At 68.8% G+C, this 19312-nt stretch carries 19 protein-coding genes; 10 read left to right on the forward strand and 9 right to left on the reverse strand.

The features are described from left to right. From V3W46_RS14125 to V3W46_RS14140, 4 genes are all read left to right on the forward strand, one after another. The gene (locus V3W46_RS14125; protein WP_331783767.1) at window positions 1–417 is read left to right on the forward strand and encodes a VOC family protein; all 417 of its coding nucleotides are present in this window, start codon (window positions 1–3) and stop codon (window positions 415–417) included. Window positions 418–431: 14 nt separating this feature from the next. Further along, the gene (locus V3W46_RS14130) at window positions 432–1298 is read left to right on the forward strand and encodes a tryptophan 2,3-dioxygenase (protein WP_331783768.1); all 867 of its coding nucleotides are present in this window, start codon (window positions 432–434) and stop codon (window positions 1296–1298) included. A 4-nt stretch (window positions 1299–1302) separates the two neighbouring features. After that, window positions 1303–2547, forward strand: a complete 1245-nt coding sequence (gene kynU / locus V3W46_RS14135) for a kynureninase (RefSeq protein ID WP_331783769.1) — start codon at window positions 1303–1305, stop codon at window positions 2545–2547. Between the two features lie 67 nt (window positions 2548–2614). Further along, window positions 2615–3529, forward strand: a complete 915-nt coding sequence (locus V3W46_RS14140; protein WP_331783770.1) for an alpha/beta hydrolase — start codon at window positions 2615–2617, stop codon at window positions 3527–3529. A gap of 83 nt (window positions 3530–3612) precedes the next feature. On the opposite strand, the gene V3W46_RS14145 is transcribed toward V3W46_RS14140, so the two are convergent. After that, window positions 3613–4134, reverse strand: coding sequence for a MarR family winged helix-turn-helix transcriptional regulator (locus tag V3W46_RS14145; RefSeq protein ID WP_331783771.1), 522 nt, complete (start codon window positions 4132–4134; stop codon window positions 3613–3615). A gap of 158 nt (window positions 4135–4292) precedes the next feature. Here V3W46_RS14145 and V3W46_RS14150 point away from each other — a divergent pair, with 158 nt between their 5' ends. Genes V3W46_RS14150 through V3W46_RS14170 form a run of 5 tightly spaced genes read left to right on the forward strand, consistent with a single transcriptional unit; the run spans window position 4293 to window position 8384 of the window. Further along, entirely contained in the window at window positions 4293–5228 is a 936-nt protein-coding gene (locus V3W46_RS14150) for an SDR family NAD(P)-dependent oxidoreductase (protein ID WP_331783772.1), read from the forward strand. Continuing rightward, window positions 5225–6109 (forward strand): amidohydrolase family protein, encoded by an 885-nt coding sequence (locus V3W46_RS14155; RefSeq protein ID WP_331784100.1) that lies wholly within the window; start codon window positions 5225–5227, stop codon window positions 6107–6109. The genes V3W46_RS14150 and V3W46_RS14155 overlap by 4 nt, the downstream gene beginning before the upstream one ends. Next, window positions 6106–6228, forward strand: coding sequence for a hypothetical protein (locus V3W46_RS14160; protein WP_331783773.1), 123 nt, complete (start codon window positions 6106–6108; stop codon window positions 6226–6228). Before V3W46_RS14155 ends, V3W46_RS14160 begins: the two co-directional genes overlap by 4 nt. Then, window positions 6225–6695 (forward strand): MaoC family dehydratase, encoded by a 471-nt coding sequence (locus V3W46_RS14165; protein WP_331783774.1) that lies wholly within the window; start codon window positions 6225–6227, stop codon window positions 6693–6695. The genes V3W46_RS14160 and V3W46_RS14165 overlap by 4 nt, the downstream gene beginning before the upstream one ends. Window positions 6696–6737: 42 nt before the next feature. Then, entirely contained in the window at window positions 6738–8384 is a 1647-nt protein-coding gene (locus V3W46_RS14170; protein WP_331783775.1) for an acyl-CoA synthetase, read from the forward strand. 107 nt (window positions 8385–8491) lie between these two features. Here the strand turns inward: V3W46_RS14170 and aroQ are convergent, their stop codons facing one another. The 8 genes from aroQ to V3W46_RS14210 form a co-directional block, all read right to left on the reverse strand. Continuing rightward, a complete protein-coding gene (aroQ, locus tag V3W46_RS14175) occupies window positions 8492–8941 on the reverse strand; it encodes a type II 3-dehydroquinate dehydratase (protein WP_331783776.1) in 450 nt (149 codons plus the stop codon). Then, window positions 8938–9708 carry a TetR/AcrR family transcriptional regulator gene (locus V3W46_RS14180; protein ID WP_331783777.1) on the reverse strand — a complete coding sequence of 257 codons (771 nt, stop codon included), beginning with the start codon at window positions 9706–9708 and terminating at the stop codon, window positions 8938–8940. Before V3W46_RS14180 ends, aroQ begins: the two co-directional genes overlap by 4 nt. 46 nt (window positions 9709–9754) lie before the next feature. Beyond that, a complete protein-coding gene (locus V3W46_RS14185) occupies window positions 9755–11683 on the reverse strand; it encodes a sugar phosphate isomerase/epimerase and 4-hydroxyphenylpyruvate domain-containing protein (RefSeq protein ID WP_331783778.1) in 1929 nt (642 codons plus the stop codon). Further along, a complete protein-coding gene (locus V3W46_RS14190; RefSeq protein WP_331783779.1) occupies window positions 11680–13431 on the reverse strand; it encodes a shikimate dehydrogenase in 1752 nt (583 codons plus the stop codon). The genes V3W46_RS14185 and V3W46_RS14190 overlap by 4 nt, the downstream gene beginning before the upstream one ends. A 52-nt stretch (window positions 13432–13483) precedes the next feature. Next, window positions 13484–14839 (reverse strand): MFS transporter, encoded by a 1356-nt coding sequence (locus tag V3W46_RS14195; protein ID WP_331783780.1) that lies wholly within the window; start codon window positions 14837–14839, stop codon window positions 13484–13486. A gap of 107 nt (window positions 14840–14946) precedes the next feature. Further along, window positions 14947–15411, reverse strand: a complete 465-nt coding sequence (locus V3W46_RS14200) for a DUF3237 domain-containing protein (RefSeq protein WP_331783781.1) — start codon at window positions 15409–15411, stop codon at window positions 14947–14949. After that, window positions 15408–16901 carry an amidase family protein gene (locus tag V3W46_RS14205; RefSeq protein ID WP_331783782.1) on the reverse strand — a complete coding sequence of 498 codons (1494 nt, stop codon included), beginning with the start codon at window positions 16899–16901 and terminating at the stop codon, window positions 15408–15410. The genes V3W46_RS14200 and V3W46_RS14205 overlap by 4 nt, the downstream gene beginning before the upstream one ends. Before the next feature lie 30 nt (window positions 16902–16931). After that, a complete protein-coding gene (locus tag V3W46_RS14210) occupies window positions 16932–17495 on the reverse strand; it encodes a TetR/AcrR family transcriptional regulator (protein WP_331783783.1) in 564 nt (187 codons plus the stop codon). A gap of 183 nt (window positions 17496–17678) precedes the next feature. Here V3W46_RS14210 and V3W46_RS14215 point away from each other — a divergent pair, with 183 nt between their 5' ends. Further along, window positions 17679–19310, forward strand: a complete 1632-nt coding sequence (locus V3W46_RS14215; protein ID WP_331783784.1) for an ABC transporter substrate-binding protein — start codon at window positions 17679–17681, stop codon at window positions 19308–19310. Window positions 19311–19312: the final 2 nt, after the last annotated feature.

Raw genomic sequence — 19312 nt, forward strand, 5'->3', positions numbered from 1 at the left:
ATGTCCGCTCTCAGCCTGACCGCGCTGCACCACGTCGCCGTCATCGCGAGCGACTACCAGCGCTCCAAGGCCTTCTACGTCGACGTGCTCGGCTTCACGCTCGAGGCCGAGTACTTCCGCGCAGAGCGAGACTCGTGGATGGGCAAGCTGTCGCTGAACGGCAGCTATCTGCTCGAACTCTTCAGCTTTCCCGCCGCGCCCGAACGGGTCAGCTCGCCCGAGGCGCTGGGCCTTCGTCATCTCGCCTTTGCGGTGGCCGACGTGGCCGGCGCTCGGCAGACGCTTCTCGAGTCGGGCGTACCCGTCGAGCCGCTGCGCACCGAGCCGCACACCGGTCTGGCGCTGTTCTTCTTCCGCGACCCCGACGGCCTCCCCCTGGAGCTCTACGAACCGGTTCGGCGCGCGGACGCGGTTTAGTCGAGACTGGAACCATGCCCGACGACACGACAGCCGAGAAGAACACCCGCGATCTCGAACCGGGCATCGTCACCGACCTGCGCGACCGCATGACCTACGGCTCGTACCTGTCGCTCGACACCCTGCTGAGCGCACAGCACCCGCTGAGCGAACCCGAGCATCACGACGAGCTGCTGTTCATCATCCAGCACCAGACCACCGAACTGTGGCTGAAGCTCGTGCTGCACGAGCTGCGTGAGGCGTGCGAGCTGCTCGCAGCCGACGAGCTGGGTGCGGCTCTGAAGAAGATCGCCCGGGTGAAGCACATCCAGAAGACGATGACCGAGCAGTGGTCGGTGCTGGCCACGCTGACGCCCAGCGAGTACGCGCAGTTCCGCGGGGCGCTCGGCAACTCGTCGGGTTTCCAGTCGTTCCAGTACCGTGCGGTCGAGTTCATTCTCGGAAACAAGAACTCCAGGATGCTGGCGGTGTTCGACGGCGAGCCCGGTGCACAGGCCGTACTCGACGAGCTGCTGCACCGGCCCAGCCTGTACGACGAGTTTCTGCGCTACCTCGCGCGCCAGGGCCTCGGCGTGCCGGCCGAGGTGCTCGACCGCGACGTCACGGTGGCCCACGTGATGACTCCGTCGCTGCTGCCGGTGTACATCGAGATCTACGACAACGCCGAGACGTATTGGGCGATCTACGAGGCGTGCGAAGAACCCGTCGACCTCGAGGAGAACTTCCAGCTCTGGCGGTTCAGGCACCTGCGCACCGTTCAGCGCACCATCGGCATGAAGTTCGGCACCGGCGGATCGTCGGGCGTCGACTTCCTGCGACGGGCGCTTGACCTCACCTTCTTTCCCGAACTGTTCGCCGTGCGCACAGAGATAGGACGCTGACGCCATGACCATCGAAGCAACTCCACGCGCCTCGGGTGCAAGCGCCGCCGAGCTCGACGCGGCCGACCCGCTGCGGTCGTATCGCGATCGGTTCATCGGAGCCGACGACCCGGGCATCCTCGCCTACCTCGACGGCAACTCGCTCGGCCGGCCGCCGAAGAGCCTGCCCGGCCTCTACGCCGACTTCATCGGCGACCAGTGGGGCGGCCGGCTGATTCGGGGGTGGGATGAGTCGTGGCTCGAGCTGCCCCTGCGCCTGGGCGACCGCATCGGCCGCGAGACGCTCGGTGCCGCGCCCGGGCAGGTCGTGGTCGGCGACTCGACCACCGTGTCGCTCTACAAGCTGGTGCGCACGGCGCTGCACGCCAACGCGGGTCGCAGCGAGATCGTCATCGACAGCGGCAACTTTCCGACCGACCGGTTCATCGTCGAAGGCATTGCAGCCGAGACGGGCGCGACCCTGCGCTGGATCGACGCCGACCCGAACCAGGGCGCGACCGTCGACGATGTGCGCGCGGTGCTGGGGCAGAACACCGCGGTCGTGCTGCTGAGCCACATCGCGTACCGCTCGGGGTACCTCGCGAACATCCGTGAGATCACCGAGCTGGCGCACGCCCACGGTGCCCTGGTCGTGTGGGATCTCTGCCACTCGGTCGGCGCCGTGCCCATCGAGCTCGACGAGTGGCAGGTCGACTTCGCGACCGGATGCACGTACAAATACCTCAACGGAGGCCCCGGTTCGCCGGCCTTCGTGTACGTGCGCAGCGACCTGATCGCCTCGTCGCGGCAGCCGATCTGGGGCTGGATGGGCGACAAGACCCCGTTCGACATGGCGGCGGGGTACCAGCCGGCCGACGGCATCCGTCGGTTTCTGAGCGGCACCCCACCCGTGCTCGGCATGCTCGCGATGGGCGAGATGCTCGGCCTGATCGCCGAGGTGGGCATCGACGCCATCCGGCGGAAGTCGCTGCTGCTCACCGACTACGCCATCGCGCTGTTCGACGAGCGTCTCGCGCAGCTCGGCGTGACGCTGTCGACGCCCCGCGAGCACGAGGTGCGCGGCGGGCACGTCACTCTCGACCACCCGGTGTTCCGGGAGTCGATGGCGGGGCTCTGGCAGCAGGGCATCATTCCCGACTTCCGGGCGCCGTCGGGCATCAGGCTCGGGCTGTCGCCGCTCTCGACCAGCTTCGCCGAAGTGGAGCTGGCCGTGGCGGCTATCGGGCGGCTGCTGCCCGAAGCGCGATGAGGGCGGGTCTGGCCGGCCGGGCGGTGGTGGCGCTGGGAGGCACCGCACAGATCGCATGCGTCGCGCGATGAGCGACGTGCTCGAGCGGGCGGCGCGGGAGCCCGACGCCGTAGTGCGGTATGGCGGGGGCGAGCTGCAGCTGGCCGACCTGTATTTGCCGTCGACGCACGCGGCCGGCGGCGGCCGAACGGTCGTACTGCTGCACGGCGGGTTCTGGCGCAACCGGTACGACCGCACCCACCTGCGTCCGTTGGCGGAGGCGCTGGCGAGCGACGGGTTCGCGGTGGCGCTGCCCGAGTACCGCCGCATCGGCGACCCGGGCGGAGGGTACCCGGGCACCTTCGACGACGCAGCGCTGGCGGTGGCTGCCTTGCCGTCTCTCGTCGCGGCCGCCGTGACCGCGGCGGCGGGCGCGCGTGGGGGCTGGGGCGGCCGCGCTCGTGGCCGCGCCGAAGACGGTGGCGATGGCGTCGGCGATGGCGTCGGGGTTGGTGGCCGTGACGCGCGTGCGACTCCTGGCACGACGGTAGTGGGCCACTCCGCGGGCGGCCAGCTCGCCATCTGGAGCCAGTGCATCCGCGCCGTCGGTCAGCCGGAGGGGGCGGGGCGCCTGTCTTCGCCGCCGACCTCAGCCGTCGACGCCGACCGGGTGGTCGCGCTCGCGGGCGTGCTCGACGTGGCGTCGGCGCACCGGCTCGGCCTGAGCGGTGGCGTGGTCGCCGAGCTGCTCGACGCCGGGCGGGCGGGGTTCGCCGAGCGCGTGGCAGAGGTCGATCCGATGCAGCTGCCCGTGCCACCGTCGGCCCGGGTTCAGACCGTGCTGCTGCACGGCTCCCGCGACGCCGAGGTACCGGTCGAATTCAGCCGGGCCTACGCGCGGCGCGAGCCGGGCATCCGCTTCGACGAGATCGGAGACGCAGGCCACTTCGAGCTGATCGATCCGTTGAGCGCCGCCTACCCGCTGCTGCTCGCCGCCCTCTGAGGGCCGAGACACGCCGGGGCATTCTTGCGCTGGCTCTCGACGATCGACTCGCCCGAACGGCAGGAGGCGAGCACCGGTGCGGGTCAGTCGGAGAACGCCACTTTGCGCAGCAGGCCGCGCAACGTCTCGCGCTCGTCGATGGTGAGGGCTGCGAGCGAATCGGCCTCAGCGGCACGGGTCGCGGCGGTCGCGCGGGCCACGAGGTGTCGCCCCGCGGGGGTGGCCGTGATGACCTTCGATCGCCGGTCTGCGGGGTCGACAACCCGCTCGACCAGGCCCTTCGTCTCGAGTTCGTCGACCAGGGCCACGATCTGGCTGGGGTCGAGCGACAGAAACGAGGCGAGTTCGCGCTGGGTCGGTTCAGTCTCGCCCGCGGCGAGCACCAGCACCGAGTACGACCGCACCTTCAGGTTGAGGGGTTTGAGCAGCTCATTGGCGTGGCGGGTGCCGTCGGCCGCCGCCTTCACGGCGAGAAACTCGATCTCGTGAGCCAGCGGGGCCTCGCTGAGCAGCGGGCGTGCGGTGGCAGGCGGCGCGGAAGCAGGCGCAGGAGCCGGCGCACTTGCGGGCGCAGAAGCAGGCGCAGGGGCGGGCTGCACGGGCATCGGTCTCGCTTTCCCAGATAATCGTTGAAATTATCAATTGTTGTCATTAGGCTAATTCTCGACCGCACTCCGGTCAACGCGATTCTAGGCCCGCACCTCGGCAGGCCGGCCTCGGGCCGGCAGCGAGGCGGGCGCCGAACGAAGCAAGGGAGCTTGAGATGGTGCAGGAACTTTCCGGTCGGGTGGCGATCGTCACCGGCAGCGGGCGCGGCCTCGGGCTCGCCTATGCGAGGGAACTCGCCCGGCGGGGAGCATCCGTCGTCATCAACGACGTCGACGCCGAGGTGGCCGACGCGGCCGTCTCGGCCATCGTCGACGAGGGCGGCAGCGCGGTCGCGGTCGTCGCGCCGGTCGGCACCAGCGAGGTGGCGAAGCAGCTCGTGGCGACCGCGGTGGCCGAGTTCGGCCGGCTCGACATTCTGGTGACGAACGCCGGGGTGCTGCGCGACAAGTCGATTCTGAAGATGACCGACGACGACTTCGACACCGTGATCGCGGTGCACCTGCGCGGCACGTTCACCTGCGCCCGCGAGGCGTACGGCTACTTCAAGGAGAACGGCGTGGCCGGGCGCATCATCGCCATCGGCTCGCCCACCGGGCAGCGCGGCAACTTCGGCCAGACCAACTACGCTGCCGCGAAGGCGGGCATCGTGGGCATGGTGCGCACCTGGGCGCTCGAGATGAAGAAGTCGGGCACCACCGTCAACGCCGTCGTACCCGTGGCGGCGACCGCGATGACCCGCACGGTGCCGTACTTCAAGCCGGCCATCGACGCCGACGACGCCGGGCAGCCGATGCCCGACTTCTACCGCAAAGACCTCGGCTTCGGAACGGCCGACGACGTGGCGGGGCTGGTGAGCTACCTGGCCTCGGATGCCGCAGCCGACGTCAATGGCCAGGTGATCGGCATCGGCGGCGACCGTGTGCAGATCTACACCCACCCCGAGGCGGCCGTCACCGCCTACCGCGACGGCGGCTGGAGCGTCGAATCGCTCACCGACGAGTTCGGCGACATTCTGCGCGAGAACCAGCAGAGCATCGGCGAGGAGTTTCCGCCGCTGCCGGCCGAGCTCCAGCCCGCTCCGAGCGTCTGACCGGCGTGTACGAGTCAGGCATCGATCTCGCCGCCGTGGTGGCGATCGATACGCACGTGCACATCGAGGTGGGCGACGACGGTCGCACGGCGCTGCCGCCCGATCTCGCCGAGGCGGCGAGCACGTACTTCAAGACAGGCGGCACGGTGCCGACGCTCGACGCCATCGCCGACTTCTACCGTGAGCGGCAGATGGCGGCGGTCGTCTTCACGGTCGACGCCGAGTTCGCGCTCGGCACACCGCCGATCTCGAGCATCGAAGTGGTCGAGGGGGCCGCGCGCAACAGCGACGTGCTGATTCCGTTCGCCTCGGTCGACCCGCACCGGGCCGATGCGGCCGACCTTGCGCGCGTGCTGGTCAGCGAGCACGGCGCCCGCGGGTTCAAGTTCCACCCCACCGTGCAGGGTTTCGACCCCAGCGATGAGCAGTGGTTCGGCCTGTGGCAGGTGATCGACGAGCTCGGGGTTCCCGCCCTGTTCCACACCGGCCAGACCGGCATCGGCGCGGGAACACCGGGCGGCCACGGCCTGCGGCTGGGCCTGTCGAACCCGATTCTGCTCGACGAGGTGGCCGCCGCGTTCCCGAGCCTCACCATCGTGATGGCGCATCCCTCTGTGCCGTGGCAAGACGAGGCGATCTCGGTCGCCACCCACAAGTCGAACGTGTACATCGACCTGTCGGGCTGGCGCCCGAAGTACTTTCCGCCCCAGCTGGTGCGAGCGGCGAACTCGTTTCTGCAAGACCGCGTGCTGTTCGGCTCAGACTTTCCGCTGATCTCGCCAGACGTCTGGATGACCGACTTCGCCGACCTCGGCCTGAAAGACACCGTGCGGCCGAAGATCCTCAAGGCCAACGCCGTGACGCTGCTGGGCCTCGCGTGACCGAGTTCTCCCCGCGCTTCCACGCCGACGCCGAGGCCATCTCCTCCTACGAAGGAACCCACGACATCGACGCCCTCATCACCGGCAGATTCATCACCAGCATTGGAGCATCCGTATGACCGACACCAGCACCGCCAAGACCATCGTCACCTTCGACCAGCTGCCAAGCCTCGTCGGCACCGACCTCGGAACCACCGAGTGGTTCGAGATCACCCAGCAGCGCATCGACCAGTTCGCCGTGGCCGCCAACGACGACCAGTGGATTCACACCGACCCCGAGCGCGCGAAAGACGGCCCCTTCGGCACCACCATCGCCCACGGGTTTCTGACGCTCGCCCTGGTCATCCCGTTCTGGACAGAGCTGTTCGACGTCGAAGGCGTCACCTCGAAGGTGAACTACGGTCTCGACCGGGTGCGTTTCACCTCGCCGGTGACCGTGGGCTCGCGCCTGCGCATGGCCGCGACCATCGACGAGGTCACCGAGGTGAAGGGCGGCGTGCAGATCAAAGTGGGAACGGTCATGCAGATCGAGGGCGGCGAACGCCCCGCGCTGGTGGCCGAGTTCATCGCCCGGTTCTACAGCTGATTCGCGCATCCGTCTCACGCAGCTGACACGAGGAGAGATTCAATGGCGAATCAGGGCATCGGTACCTGGGCGCACCGCCGACGCGTGAAGTCGGCGGGCATGCCCGCCATCATCCACAACGACCGCGAGGTCGACTACGACGAGCTCGCGACGCGGGTCGACCGGCTCGCCGGTGCGCTCGCCGACAGGGGGGTGGCGCGGGGCGACCGGGTGGCGTACCTCGGCAACAACCATCCGGCGTTCATCGAGACGATGTTCGCCTGCGGGCTGCTCGGCGCAGTGTTCGTGCCGCTCAACACGCGCCTCGTGGCGGCCGAGCTGGCGCACATGATCGACGACTCGGGCGCCGAGACCTTTGTGTACTCAGAGAATCTCTCGTCGGTGGCGCTCGACGCCCTCGCCGGTTCGGCCGGCGGCGTTCGGCGGCTCGCCATCGTGGGTGAGGGCCAGCCCCGGGCGACGGCTGCCCGGGGTTCGAGCCCGACGACGGATGCCCGGGGTTCGAGCCCTGCGGCGACGGATGCCCGCGGCACCGCGCTCGCGGCCGACGACGCTCGCGGCACCGTGCCCGTGGCCGAGCCGTTCGAGCAGCTGCTCGCCTCGGGCGACGACCGCCACCGTGACGAACCCGTCGGCCTCGACGACCCGGCCGTGATCATCTACACCTCGGGCACCACCGGAAGGCCCAAGGGTGCGGTGCTGACCCACGGCAACCTGACCTGGAACGCGCTCAACGTGCTCACCGACTACGACGTGCTGAGCGACGAGCGGTCGCTCATGATCGCGCCGCTGTTCCACGTGGCGTCGCTCGGCATGGGCTGCCTGCCCACCCTGCTGAAGGGCGGCACCGTGATCGTCGCCGAGCGGTTCGAGCCCGGCCAGGCTCTCGCCCTGATCGAGAAACACCGTGCAACGTTCATCAGCGGAGTGCCCACGACGTTCCAGCTGCTGTGCGAGCATCCGCACTGGGCCTCGACCGACATCTCGTCGCTGCGCAGCCTCACCTGTGGCGGCTCGGCGGTGCCGGCCCGGGTTCGTGAGGCGTACGAGCGGCGCGGTCTGTCGTTCTCCAGCGGTTACGGCATGACCGAGACCGCTCCCGGGGTGACCTCGCTGCAGCCGCGCTACTCGGTCAGCAAGGCTGGTTCGGCCGGTCTGCCGCACTTCTTCACCGAGGTGCGCGTGGCTGGCCCGACCGACGTCGAGCTGCCGCACGGCATGGTCGGCGAAATCCAGGCCCTGGGGCCGAACGCCATCTCTGAGTACTGGAACGATCCGGTCGCCACTGCGGCCCTGCGCACCGCCGACGGCTGGCTGAAGACCGGCGACCTCGGCTACGTCGACGACGAGGGTTTTCTGTTCATCTCCGACCGCATCAAAGACATGATCATCTCAGGCGGCGAGAACATCTACTCGGCCGAGGTGGAGGAGGCCCTGATGCGGTTGCCCTGGTTCACCGGGGTGGCCGTGATCGGCCGGCCCGACGAGCGGTGGGGAGAGGTACCCCACGCGGTCGTGGTGCTGGCGCCGGGGGTGCAGCACGACCCAGCCCAGACCATCGCCGAGCTGCGCAGCATGCTCGCCAAGTACAAGATTCCGCAGACGTACGAGGTCGTCGCCGAGCTGCCCCGCACCGCCAGCGGCAAGGTGCGCAAGAACGCCCTGCGCCAGGCCGCCGCGAACGCCTAGGTGCGGAGGGCCGCCTGAGCCGGAAGGGCAGCCGGAGCCCGGAACATTAGCACGAGCCCGGAAGATTAGCACGAGCCCGACGGAGTAGCCCGAGCCCGGAAGGCCGCTCAAGCCCGGAGGGCCGCCACGACGGTCTCGAGGCCGTAGACGTAGCCGCGGATGCCCGCGCCGGCGATCACGGCGATCGCGATGTCTGACAGGTAGGAGTGTCGGCGGAACTCCTCGCGTGCGTGAACATTCGACACGTGCACCTCGACCATCGGCAGCTCTGAGGCGAGAACGGCGTCGCGCAGCGAGACGGAGGTGTGCGTGAGCCCGCCGGGGTTGATCACGACGCCGTCGGCGCTCGTACGACCCGCGTGCAGGGCATCGATGAGGGCGCCCTCGTAGTTGCTCTGCACGAACTCGACCTCGACGCCCAGTTCGACGGCGCGCGAGGTGACGGCCTGCTCGGCGTCGGCGAGGGTCTGCGAGCCGTAGAGGCCGGGCTCGCGCAGGCCGAGCATATTGAGGTTCGGCCCGTTCAGAATGAGGATGTGCGGGGTCTGGGTCGTCATGGCTGAGAGCCTTCCGTCGGGAGTGGCCGGGCAGAGGGGGCGCCCGCGGTCAGGGTGGCGACGACCATGTCGCCCGCCAGCCGGCGGTAGTGGTCGTGCTTGGCGGGGTCGAGCATGTCGAGGTCGAACAGCGCCCGGAACGTGTACCGGTTCGCCACGTGAAAGATCGGGTACGAGCTGATCAGCATGTGCACGTCGAGCGCGCTCAGGTCTGACCGGAACACGCCCTCGGCGATGCCCCGCTCGAGCACGTCGGTGAGCGTCTCGATCGCCCGTGAGTTGAGCGCGGGTATGCTCGTCGACCGCGAGAGGTGCTCGGCCCGGTGCGTGTTTTCGATGCTCACCAGCCGAACGAAGTCGCGGTGACTCGTGTGATGGTCGTAGGTGAACTCGGCCAGTCGGCGCAGGCCCTGTACCGGGGGCATTCCGGTGACGTCGAGCGTCTGCTCGAGGTCGCGGATCACCTCGTACGCCCGCTCGAGCACGGCCAGGTAGAGGCCCTCCTTCGAGCCGAAGTAGTAGTAGATCATCCGTTTCGTCGTGTGCGTTCGATCGGCGATGTCGTCGACGCCAGCACCCGAGTAGCCGCGGTCGGCGAACTCGGCGGTGGCCACCTCGAGAATGTTCTGCTTGGTGGCGTCGGGGTCGCGTCGACGGATGCTGCGCGGCGCGGCCCCGCCGGCCACGGGCTGCCCGGGCGCCACCTGTTCGGGTGCGGCCGATTCGGGCACAGCGGCCAGCGCGTTGGGCTCACCGGCGTTCGACACGACGACCCACTCCTGACCGCCAGGCGAGACTGTTCGGCGCGGCATCTCAGCGGGGGCTGACGCGCAACGCGGCGAGACGAACCGGCGAATTCGCCGCGCCGTAGCCATCATATCGGTCGACCCGTTGCACGATCTCGATGAGCACGTCGCCGATGGGGCGCACGTACAGGTGCAGAAAACGGCCGTGCTCGTCATCGTCGAACAGAATGTTGCGGGCCGCCAACCCGGCGATGCGTTCGGCGCCGAGATCGGTGCGTGCATCGAGATCGTCGTAGTAGTTGCGCGGAATGGCCAGCACGTCGGCGTGCGCTGCGAGCCGGTCGGCCAGCGCCGCCAGGTCGTCGGTGGCGAACGCGATGTGGTTGAGGTACTGCTGCTGCCGCTCGTCGGCGGCCGGGGCGATGTTCAGCGCAATGCGCACACCCCGGTCGGCGCTCGCCAGCGACCGGCTGCGCACCAGCCCCGACTGCGACGAGACGTCGACGCTGTCGCTCACGGCGAGACCCAGCACGCTGCGGTAGAACAGCGAGGCCTCGTCGGCACGCTGCCACGGCTGCAGCAGGCCGATGTGGTCGATGCTCCGGATGCCCGCAGCACCCGCCTCGCCTCCACCCCCGAGCCCGGTGCCGGCGTCTGCGGCCGCCAGGCTCTCGGTGTCTGCCCCGCCCTCGGTGTCTGCCAGGCTCTCGGTGTCTGCCAGGCTCTCGGTGTCCGCCCTGCTCTCGGTGTCTGCCCGGCCGCCGAATTCGTCGACCCACGACCCGGCGGTCTCACTCGGGCTGAAGTAGAGTTCGATGCCGTCGGGTGTGTTCACCGCGTGCAGCACGCGTTCGCCCTGCTGCCGGTCGCGGGGCAGCACACGCGAGCCGAGGGCGACCGCCCGCCGTGAGGCTTCGTCGACGTTGAACACCTCGACTCCGATCGCCGCGATGGTGGGCTCGGCGTCGTCGCGGTCGCGGTTCAGTACGATGTTCGCGTCGCCCGCGCTCCAGAGCTCGGAGTTCTTGCGGCGGTGGTCGCCCACCCGTTGAAGGCCGAGTCCGGCGAGAAACCGCCGGGTCGCGGCGAGATCGCCCGGTGCGAGTTCGACGAAGCTGAAGCCCGCTGTCTCGCTGACGGGCGGCAGCGTCGACAGCGACACCGCCGGCCGCGACGCGCTGACGCGCTCGCTCGCGGCGTCTTCTACCGCGACCAGTGATCGCCGGGCATCCCGGGCCGTGGTGAACGGGTCGCTCTGCCTGAAGACGTCGTTGAACACCTCGAGCGAGAGAGGGCCGGTGTATCCGGCGTCGACGGCCGTGGCAACGAACGCGCCCAGGTCCCACACGCCCTCACCCGGAAACAGCCGGTAGTGGCGGCTCCAGCTGAGCACGTCGAGCGACATGGCTGGGGCGTCGGCGAGCTGGCAGAAGAAGATCTTCTCGCCCGGAATGTTGTCGATCGTGTCGAGCGACGACCCCCGCGACAGAATGTGAAAGCTGTCGAGACAGATACCGAGGCTGTCGTGCCCCACCTGCTCGACGATGCGCCAGGCGTGCTCGTAGGTCGACACGAAGCGCCCCCAGGCCAGGGCCTCGTAGGCGAGGCTGATGCCGTGACGCTGGGCCAGGTCGGCCAGCGCGCCGAGCTGGTCGACGGCGCGGGCGTCGTCGCCGAACTGCGCCGTGGCGACGTTCGAGCACACCAGCATCATGCGGGCGCCGAGCTCGCCCATCAGCTCGAACTTGCGTTCGGCGCGGCGCAGGTTGCGGGCGAGGGTGCCGGCGTCGACCCCCTCGAAGTCGCGGAACGGCTGGTACAGCTCGAGCGTGAGCCCCAGCTCGCGGGTGCGCCCCGCCACGGCTGCGGGCGACATCGAGCTGGTGATCAGGTCGTTCTCGAAGAGTTCGTAGCCGTCAAAGCCGGCCTGGGCGATGGCGTCGAGTTTCTCTTCGAGCGAGCCGCTGATGCACACCGTGGCGATCGACGACCTCATCGGCGCGCGCCCTTCTCGGGCTCGGGCTCGGGCTCGAGCGTTAGCAGGGCGAGAAAGTGCTCCCGCATGCGCGCGGCGTCGGGCTCGATGCCCGTGATGAGCTTCAGACTCTCGGCCGCCTGCCCCACGGCCATGCGGCCGCCGTCGAGCACCTGGTACCCGGCCGCCCGCGCGGTTCGCACCAGCTCGGTCTCAATGGGGCGGTAGACCACCTCGGCCACCCAGGCGCCGGCAGGCAACGCAGTGACGTCGAACGGCAGGCCCGGATGCTGGGCCATCCCGGTGGGGGTGGAGTGGATCACCCCACTCGCCGCAGCCAGCATCGCCTGCGCGTCGGCGCTGCTCGCCGCCATGACCTCGCTGCCGGAGAAGTGCTGGGCGTACCGCTCGGCGAGCTCGCGCGCTCGCTCGACGTCGACGTCGACGATGACGAGCCGCTCGGCGCCCAGCGTGAGCGCGGTGTACGCGGTGGCCGCACCGGCTCCGCCGGCGCCGAACTGCAGCACCGTGCCGAGTTCGGCGTTCGGCAGGGCGTCGGTCATGGCGCTGCGAAAGCCGAGCCAGTCGGTGTTGTCCCCGATCAGCCGGCCATCCCGCATCAGCACCAGGTTGACGGCGCCCAGCTGGGCGGCGGCGGGGCTCAGCTCGTCGAGGGCCTCGATCACCAGCTGCTTGCAGGGGTGGGTGATGTTCAGAGCGGCGTACCCCTCGTCTCGCGCGCGGCGCACCAGGCGGCCGACGCTCTCGGGGGGCTCGTGCAGGTCGAGCAGGTCGAGAATGCGGTAGTCGTAGTCGAGGCCCTGCAGGGCGGCCTCGCGCATGTGCATCGCCGGGCTCAGCGAGGCGCCGATGCCCTCGCCGATCAGGCCGACCTGGTAGTGATCTCGGGTCACGGATGTGCTCCTCGCGTGCGGGCTTCGGGTGGCGCTGATGCGCGCCGTGGGTGTCGCTGCCTCGAACGGAGCGAAGCGCTCGAGTACGAGAGGGTCGTGGCCGGCCACCACCAGGCCGGGGTCGCCGGCGAGGTCGCGAATGCGGTCGAAGCCGAAGAACACCTCGGGGTACGAGCTGAAGATCGCCGGAGCCTTGTCGCACTCGATGTTCTCGTAGAAGTGGCTGGCGTCGGAGGCGATCACGACGACGCCGTCGCGGGTGTTCACGCTGACCACCTGCGTTCCGACGGTGTGGCCTCCGACGAGGTGAACGCCGAGCCCGGGTGCGATCTCGGCGTCGCCGTCGACGAGGGTGGCCCGGCCGTCGGCGACGGCGCGGTCGAGGTGGTCGAGGTCGGTCTCGTCGGTGAGCCAGGCCTCTTCGGTGATGCGCTCGGCGGTGGCACCCCGCCAGTAGTCGCGTTCGATCTGCTGCGCCACCAGCGGCACGTCCGGCAGCAGTGCGGCACCCCCCGCGTGGTCGTAGTGCAGGTGCGTGAGAATGACGGCGTCGAGATCATCCGGCACCACGCCCACGGCCGCCAGCAGCTCGGGCGCCTCGCCGAAGAACTGCATGCCGGCGATCGCGTCGGCCCGTGCGCGGGTCATGCCCGTGTCGACGAGGTACACGCTGTGCGCGCCCACGACGAGCCACAGGTAGTAGGCGGTGTGGTGCGACTCGTAGGCGCGCGCGTCGAAGCGGTGGAAGTGCTCGCCGTGCAGCCCCCGGCGCCGGCCGTAGGCGAGGGCGTAGACGAAGAACTCGCCCTCCTCCGCCGGCCGCTCGTCGAGGATGCCCGGCCCTGTCGGCGTCACGGGGCCCTCCGGCTGCTCGCCGGGCGGCCGGAGGCGCCGCCGTCGTGCACGCTCACGCTCGCCGGCCCACCTGTTGCAGCGCCCGCTCCTGCTTGGTCAGACCGAGCTCGGCCATCGGCGTGCGGTAGGTCTCGCGACCGGTGGCGACCGCCACGATGTTGATCAGCACGACCACTGCGATGATGCCGGCCACGATCAGCCAGGCGTAGTCGCTGTTGCCGGCGACCGCCGCCGCGATGGTGGGCACGAAACCCGAGATGGCGAAACCGATCTGGGTGCCGAAGGCGGTGCCCGACAGCCGCACCGAGGTGGGGAACATCTCACCGTAGAACGCGGGCCAGACCGCCGAGGTCGCCGTGTAGACGATGCCGAACATCAGAATGCCGAACACGAAGATGAGCGGGTAGTTGCCGATCGAGATGGCCCAGAGGTAGGCGAGCATGGTGATGGCAATGCCGATCGACCCGCCGATGAACACCGGCTTGCGGCCGATGCGGTCAGACAGGCGTGCCCACAGCGGAATGGAGACGAGGGCGGCCACGTTCGCCAGCACGCCCACGACGAGCATCGTCGTCGCGTCGAGGTGCTTCTGGTTGACGGCGTACGACAGGGCGTAGACCGTGAACACCGTGCTCGGCGCGGCGATGAGGGCCGCGCAGATGACCCGGATGACCGCGTGCCAGTGGTCGGCGAACAGCACCTTCAGGGGCGCCCGTGTCAGTGTGCCGGTCGTGGCAGCAGTTTCGAACACCGGGGTCTCGGTGATGCCGCGGCGAATGAAGTAGGCGATCAGCACGACCACCGCGCTCAGCCAGAACGGAATGCGCCAGCCCCACGAGTACAGGTCGTCTTTGGGCAGGGTGGCGATGGGAATGAACACCGCGGTGGCGAGGATCTGGCCGGCCTGGGTGCCGACCAGGGTGAAGCTGGTGACGAAGGCGCGGTGGTTGGGTGCGGCGTTCTCGAGCGAGATCGAGTTGGCGCCCGACTGCTCGGCACCGGCCGAGAACCCCTGCAACAGCCTCAGGAACACGAGCAGCACGGGCGCGACGGCGCCGATCTGCGCGTAGCCCGGCAGGCACCCGACGAGAAAGGTCGAGGCGCCCATCATCAGCACCGTCGCCAGCAGAATGCGCTTGCGCCCGAAGCGGTCGCCGAAGTGCCCGAGCACGAGGGCACCGACCGGGCGGGCGAGGTACCCCACGCCGTAGGTGGCGATCGCCAGCAGGGTGCCGAGCAGGGGGTCGCTGCTCGGAAAGAAGACCACGCCGAACACCAGCGCGGCCGAGGTGCCGTAGATGAAGAAGTCGTAGTACTCGAGGGCACTGCCGATCCAGGCGGCATTCGCCGCCCGCAGGGGGCGGCCGCGGTCAGGGGCCGCGTTGAGGGCATCGTTGGGCTGAGTCATCGTCGACCTTCACTTCGCGTTATGTTTGTACCGGTTAGTACATTGTGGGGCGACGACGAAGTGCTGTCAAGAGGCTTCGTAACCCGTCGACTGCGCTGCCGCGACCGTCAGCGCAGAACGTAGACCCGGATGCAGACGAAGCCCGGTTCGCCGCGGGCCATGCCGATGAACTGGTTGCCGGTGAGCCAGCGGTGCGCCGGAGCATCCGTCTGGAAGACCGGAGCCGTGCGGTAGTAGATGTCGCTCTCGGTCATCGGCTCGCCCGCCTCGGCCCGTCGCAGCACCTCGTCGGCCGCACGAAAATAGCCGCGGTTCACAATGTCGATGACCGCGCCATCGGCGGCTTCGATGAGGTACCGCGCATCGAGCTGCGTTGTGTCGCCCCGGGTGACCCAATAGTCTCCGCCGCCCGGCAGGATGCGGCCGCTGAGCAGTGAGCCCTCGACGGTTCCACCCGTGATGGGGGTGAAGTTGAGGTCTTCGCTCGCCGAGCGGCCGATGTGCGTCGGCGGGCCGACCTCGACGCGCAACTCGAAGGCGTATTCCAGCTGGGGCTCGAGCAACCCGGTCACCGCGCCGACGCCGTCTGCACCGGTTCGACCGGGGTGATCGCGGCGCTGCCGCTCTCGACCGCGCGGGCCGCCGCGAGGGCGATGTGCTCGTTGTTGGTCGACGCGATGAGCTGCACCCCCGAGGGAACGCCGTCGTCGTCGAGGCCGGTGGGCACCGCGACCGACGGAAGGCCTAGAAAGTTCACCGTAACGAGCAGGCGATGCCGGCGCCAGAGTTCGTCGGCGGCCTCGACTCCGTCGAGGTCGTAGCCGATCTCGGGCATGCGCCTGGTCGTCACCGGGCCGAGGATGACCGGGTACTCGGCCTGGAACGAGCGCCACGCCGCGGCAATGAGCATGCGCTCGGCCCAGGCGTCCGCGTAGGCATCGACCGTGTCGAGCAACTCGGCACCGGCGACGTTGTTGTCGAAGTAGGTCACCGATCCGTCGCTCAGCGGCATCGGCAGCGCACCGGGCGCGAAGCTCGCCCTCATCTCGGTAGACGAGATGCTGCGCCAGAGCACGGCGGCACGTTCGATCAGGGGCGGCTCTACCTCGGTGACCCGCCAGCCGGCCGCGGTCAGGGCCTCGGCGGCGCGGGTGAGACCCTCGTCGACCGCGTCGTCGACGCCCCAGCCGAGAGGGTCGCGGGTGAGTGCCGCTCGTTTCGGCCCCTCGTAGCCGGAGGGGTGGGCCACGGTGACCGACAGTGGATCGTAGTCGTCGGCGCCGTGGATGATCGAGAACACGGTGTCGAGATCGTCGACCGAGCGCGCCAGAACCCCGTTCACGGCGAAGTTCTGCAGCGAAAGCGACACGGGGGCGGCCTGGGTGGTCGGAGCGGGCACCCGGCCCGCCGTCGGCCGCAGGGCACAGACGCCCGCCGCGAAGCCGGGCAGGCGAAGCGATCCGCCGTAGTCATTCCCGAGCCCGATGGGCGTCATGCCGGTGGCGACAGCCACGGCGTCGCCCGCGCTCGACCCGCCAGGGGTGCGGTCGGGCTGCCAGGGGTTGAGTGTGCGGCCGAAGAGGTCGTTGTCGGTGTCCCAGCGCAGGCCGAAGTCGGGCATGTTGCCCCGGGCGATCGGAATGGCACCCGCATCGAGAAGGCGCTGCACCAGAGTGGCGTTCGTCGGCGAGACCGCCTGGGCCAGAAACCGTGCGGCGTGGGTGGTCGGAGACCAGGTGAGGTCGATGTTCTCCTTCACCGTGAAGGGAACACCGGCGAGCGGCCCAGGGTCACGCCCCTCGGCCAGGGCTGCGTCGACGGCCTCGGCCAGTTCGAGCGATCGATCGTTGAACACCACCGTCACGGCGTTGACCAGAGGGTTCACTCGGGCGATGCGGTCGAGGTGGGCCGTGATCACCTGCACCGCCGTCACGTGCCGGCCGCCAATCGCCGCGGCCAGGTCTGTCGCGGTCATTCGCCAGAGTGCTTCGTGAGCCACAGCCGTCTCCTCCATGCCGGTCAGGGCGACGGGAGTCGCCGCCTCTTCCGGCTCATCATACATAGTCGACCATGACTAACAAAAGTCATTGACTCATGCCACGACGGCCTCGGCGATCATGCCCTCAGCGATGCGCCGGGCGACGGTGGTCCGGGCTGCCGACACCTCGAGGTCAGACATGAAGACGTTGCCGAGCGACAGGGTCATCACGCCGAACGACACCTCGTCGAGCTTCGCCGGGTCGCTGGCAGGGTGACGCTCGGCGATCGCGGCGGCGATCACCGTCTGGGTCTGCTCGTAGGCGCGCAGCATCACTTCGGCGATGGCGTGGTTCGTGCGCGATGCTTCCACCAGGCCGAGAACGACCGAGTTGTCGGCGTCGGGGTGGGTGAATTCGTCGCCGAACAGGTAGTCGAGAATCTGGTCGATGCCCTCCACGCCCTCGGGCAGCAGTGAGCCGTCCGACTCGTTGCCGAAGTAGAACTGGCGGGTGGTCTCGACCAGGAGGTCGTCACGGTTGCCGATGAAGTGGCGCACGTGACCCCGCGACATGCCACACTCCTCGGCGATCTTGTCGAGGGTGGCTCCTGCGATGCCGTACAGACCGATACACCGGATGGTCGCCTCGATGATCTGCTGCCGCCGCTCAGTACTCACGGATGGTCTGCCCACAGTGCGTCCTTCCTCCCCCGGATTGTGATTCTAGTGATCGTGTATCGAACATGTTACGGATTTATTGTCATCCTTGACTAACAACTCGGTCGATGGGTAGCTTGTCACTCACAGCGGCGCACGACGTCGTGTGGATCCAGCTGATCATTCGTTGTGGAGGCAACAGACATGAAGACATTCCGCGTAGCCGCGGCGGGCATCGCCGTGCTCCTGCTGGCCGGCTGTACTGCCGGCTCGAACGGAGGGTCGAACACGACGGCACCGTTCGACCCCTCGACGCTCGTCTCGACCACTCCCGCCGGAACCAACCCGGTCGACAAGGTCACCTGGGGCATCCAGGCCGGTGAGCCCAGCTCGCTCGACCCGGTTCGCATCGGTTCTGACTCGCAGTACCAGATCATCGGCAACATGTGCGAGGCCCTGTTGCAGGTGCAGCCCGACTTCTCCACCGCGCCGGGTCTCGCGACCGACGCCTCGTACGACACCTCGGGCAACGTGGTCATCAACCTCCGCCCGGGCGTGACCTTCTGGGACGGCACCCCGATGACCGCAGATGACGTGGCCTACAGCCTGCAGCGTTCAGCCGATCCCACGTCCGGCTCGATCACCGTCGCTGCCTTCGAGCGGGTGGCGAACATCGCCGCGACCGGCCCGCTTCAGGTCACGGTGTCGTTCACGACCCCCGACTCGCAGTTCTTGAACGCGATCGCTGGCCCCGCGGGCTTCGTCTTCGAGAAGGCGTTCTCCACCGCAGCCGGTGCCGGCCTCGGCACCCCGACGGGTGGCGTCATGTGCACCGGCCCTTTCTCGTTCACCAGCTGGACGTCGGGTAAAGACATTCTGCTCACCGCCAACCCCGATTACTGGGGCGGTGCGCCCCTGGTGAAGCAGCTCGACTTCGTCTTCACCGACAGCGACGCCACTCTCACCAATGCCCTCGTCAGCGGCGAGATCGACGGAGCGTTCGATGTGCCGGTCGCCGCGATGAGCCAGCTCAGGTCGAGCTCGACCGGCAGTGTCTATGTCGGCCCGAGCAACGCGACCTCGAGCTTCGGCCCGGCCAGCGCCACCGGCCCCGGCGCCGACCCGAATGTGCGCGAGGCCCTCAACCTGGCCATCGACAAGAACTCGTACGTCTCGACCGTTCTGGGTGGCTACGGCACCGTTGCCAAGACCTTCACGACTCCGTTCATGTGGGAGGGTCTTGCCGACGCCGGTGTGTACAAAGCGGGCTATGACGCCCTTCCGACCGATGGTTACGACCTCGCCAAGGCGAAGCAGCTGGTCGCCGACGCCCACCTGAGCACCACCGACCTCACCATGGCCATTCCGGCGGGCGCCCAGCAGATTCTGCAGTCGGCGACGATCGTGCAGGCGGCGGCCAAACAGCTCGGCCTGAACATCACGATCAAGCAGCTGCAGGCCACCGACTTCGGCAACCTGTTCTACGACCCTTCGGCGCGCGAGGGCATCGACTTCGTGGCCACCACCGGCTACCTCGACACCCCCGGTGCCTACGCCTACGCCTCGCTGTTCGCCCTGCCCGGCGGCCTGTTCAACTGGACCAACTACTCCGACGACCAGGTGACCGCGCTGCTGCAAGACGGCCGCACGACGCAGGACCAGACGAAGGCGGCCCAGGACTTCGTCGCCGCGCAGGCGATCTACGCTCCCGCCCAGCTGCAGGTGACCCTGGCCAACCAGTACACCCGCGTCTTCCTGAGCTCGAAGCTCACGGGTGTCACGACGAGCTTCAGCTACATCGTGTCACCGTGGGCGCTCAAGCTCGGCGGCAAGTAGCA

It is taken from the genome of Subtercola sp. YIM 133946 (assembly GCF_036553535.1).
GTDB lineage: Bacteria > Actinomycetota > Actinomycetes > Actinomycetales > Microbacteriaceae > Subtercola.